This is a genomic window from Intestinibacter sp. (assembly GCF_022780145.1).
Taxonomy (GTDB): Bacteria; Bacillota; Clostridia; order Peptostreptococcales; family Peptostreptococcaceae; genus Intestinibacter.
In genome coordinates, this window is record NZ_JALEXO010000179.1 from 1 (window position 1) to 2,726 (window position 2,726).

Annotated in this window: 2 protein-coding genes; both read right to left on the bottom strand. The window is 30.0% G+C overall.

The window, feature by feature from the left end; translation table 11 throughout:
* A partial coding sequence (locus MR593_RS07120) for a DEAD/DEAH box helicase (RefSeq protein ID WP_290691321.1) occupies nt 1-1,641 on the bottom strand: 1,641 nt, incomplete at its 3' end.
* A gap of 141 nt (nt 1,642-1,782) precedes the next feature.
* Entirely contained in the window at nt 1,783-2,634 is an 852-nt protein-coding gene (locus tag MR593_RS07125) for a YARHG domain-containing protein (RefSeq protein WP_290691324.1), read from the bottom strand.
* Nucleotides 2,635-2,726: the final 92 nt, after the last annotated feature.

Below are 2,726 nucleotides of genomic sequence, written 5' to 3' on the forward strand. Positions count from 1 at the left end.
AATATATCTAATCAGCTGCTCAATATTATGTTCATTAGGAATAGATTCCTCTAAGATAAAATATCTCTTGATCAAATCCATAGCATTAGTATTTCCGTCGATTTTATCTATATTATATTCTATAGATTTGTAAGATTCCAATTGATTATCAAATACTATTATCCTATAATCCTCGCCATCATCATCTACCACACTATACCATCCATTAGGAACTATTGGCGAATTTGATTTGCTTGTGACATTAGCTACCATTCTAGAATAAATATCCATAGTGACATCCCATGGAATACTTACCATTTTACCAGGCTTAGAACCTGGATCTGAATCACCAGTTAGTCCATCTATTATAAACTTTGGATCAAGCCAGAACTTAAATTTTTCCCATGTATCATGGAAATCTACCACATTTAATGTCTCAGTTCCACCTGCAACCTTTCCCCTCAAGCCCCTACCTATCATTTGCATAAGTAGAGATTCACTATTAGTCTGTCTTGTAAGAAATACAGTCTGAATATCAGGGACGTCACTACCTTCTGTTAGTATTTGAACATTTATAAAAACGCCGTCTTTCTTACTTTTAAATTCGTTTATTTTTTCTTGATTATTATTGTCCCCTGATATGCAATATTCGCTAGTTATATCTAAATTCTTTTCTTTAAAAGCCTTCTTAAACTCTTGATCCAAAGTATATGCATGATTCTTATTTACTGCAAATACAAGAGTTTTGCCGTATTTGTCTCTATTTTTTATATATTCGTCGACTATAATTTTATTACGGTAAGCAGAATTTGCTAATTGATCTTTTATTTTTTCTGATAGTTCACCGTATTTTTCATAGTATTCTTCATCTTTTTTATCTATATCAAACTCTACATTTCCTATTAGATTAGTCTCTATTCTTTGATATTTAGGACTGGCTAAAGTTCCATTTGTAATTAAATCCTTTAACTTAACTTCATAAATAAATTTAGGGTTGTCCTTATTTATTTTGGCTTTTTCAACATCTTTGAAGCAGTCAAACATTTTATAAAGTCTCATTTGCTCAGATTCCTGCATTCTAGTAGGGGTAGCTGTTAGTCCTAAAAATACTCTATTTTTATTAAGTTTTGTTATTTTATCTAATATTTTTCTAAATGATGGCATAACTGCATGGTGTGCTTCGTCTATGACTACAACTACTTTTTCTTTTCCCTTTGTGCCGAGCATATTTTTTATAAATCTAAGCCCATTTTTTGATGCAGCTGATTGTATGCTACACACATATACATCGCTTTTTGATGCTTGTGACATCGAATAATGTTCTCCTGATATAGGCATAATGCTGAATTTTTTTATACCGTAGTTAAGTAGTATTGGTGCTCTATGTATAAATGAATATGTAGCTTGCTCGATTAAATCCTTTCTGTGTGCAAACCATATTACTTTGTATCCTCTTGATACAGCACTTTGAAGTAGCCAATTGACTGCTGTGAAGGTTTTTCCACTTCCTGTAGGCATCACTAATAATCCATTTTGTGGACTTGTAGGATTTTCTAAGTCGAAATATTCATTTAAATTTTCTGTAGCTGCTTCTTGATATGGATATAGCTTTCTATTATCTAATTGTATTTTTGTTAAATCTACTGTTGTTCCGTAATTCATTATTACTCCCCTCACTCCTTTTGTAATAATTTAATATACTACAAATTCTATATTAAATTATTAATATCCTCTATAAAATTTGTAGTATTTTAGCTTTTTATGTTATAAATTGTATTTTTATATACTCATTTCTAACCTATCCTAATTACCCTCCATGTCTTCTATCAATCTTACATTAGCCTTCTCAATACTATTTAAATCAGCTTCTGTTCCAGTACAATTTGGATCTGGTACATACCAAGATTTATTACCAAAATAATCGCTGTATTGCTTCTTCTTAAATATATATCCATGTCTAGCAAATATTTCGTTTCTTATATATCCCAATTGTTCCTTTGTATATTTGCTAAGCTCATTTCTGCTCAAATATCTTACATCACTGTCGGCAATTATGTAATCGTCGTCGTATTCACCTGAATAATTATCGTTGTCTTCGTAGTCGCTATTATTTTGACTAATAGCTTCTATAAGTTCATCATAATATACAAAATTTCTTACACGATATCCATAACTTTGTGCTTTCTTTAAATAATTTTCACAAGATTTATAATCGTCGGCTTCGAAGGCTTTTTCGGCCTCTTTGACATAAACATCTATAGATAAATTATCAAAATCATGTCCTCTTAAAACATTTTCTAACGATTTTAGTAAAGATGTCGAATATGAACCACTGTCTAATACCTCATTTTCTATTTTACTTAGAATCTCATAATCATAATTTAATTTTAATGCTTCTGTATAATATTCTACTGCCTTCCATGACTGAACTTGTTGATTCCCCTTAGATACATAGTATTTATACATTATAGTATCTTTACTCAATAAAGCAACTAAAATTACTGCAACAATTCCCACAATTAATGCTATTACTTTTGTACTTGATTTTTGGTGACTTTGAGGTTGTTGCATTATCTCGTCTAATCTTCCCCCACAATCCTTACAATAAATTGCATCGTTTTTATTTTTACTTCCACATTTGCTACAAATTTTCATAAAATCACATTCCATTCATAAATTAATAAATTTTTTCTAAAATATATACAATGCGTTTAAATACAAACAATAAAATATAAACTACATGTATT

Excerpts from the sequence above, each read along its gene's own strand:
- MR593_RS07125 (WP_290691324.1), bottom strand. The coding sequence starts at position 2,634 with ATGAAAATTTGTAGCAAATGTGGAAGTAAAAATAAAAACGATGCAATT.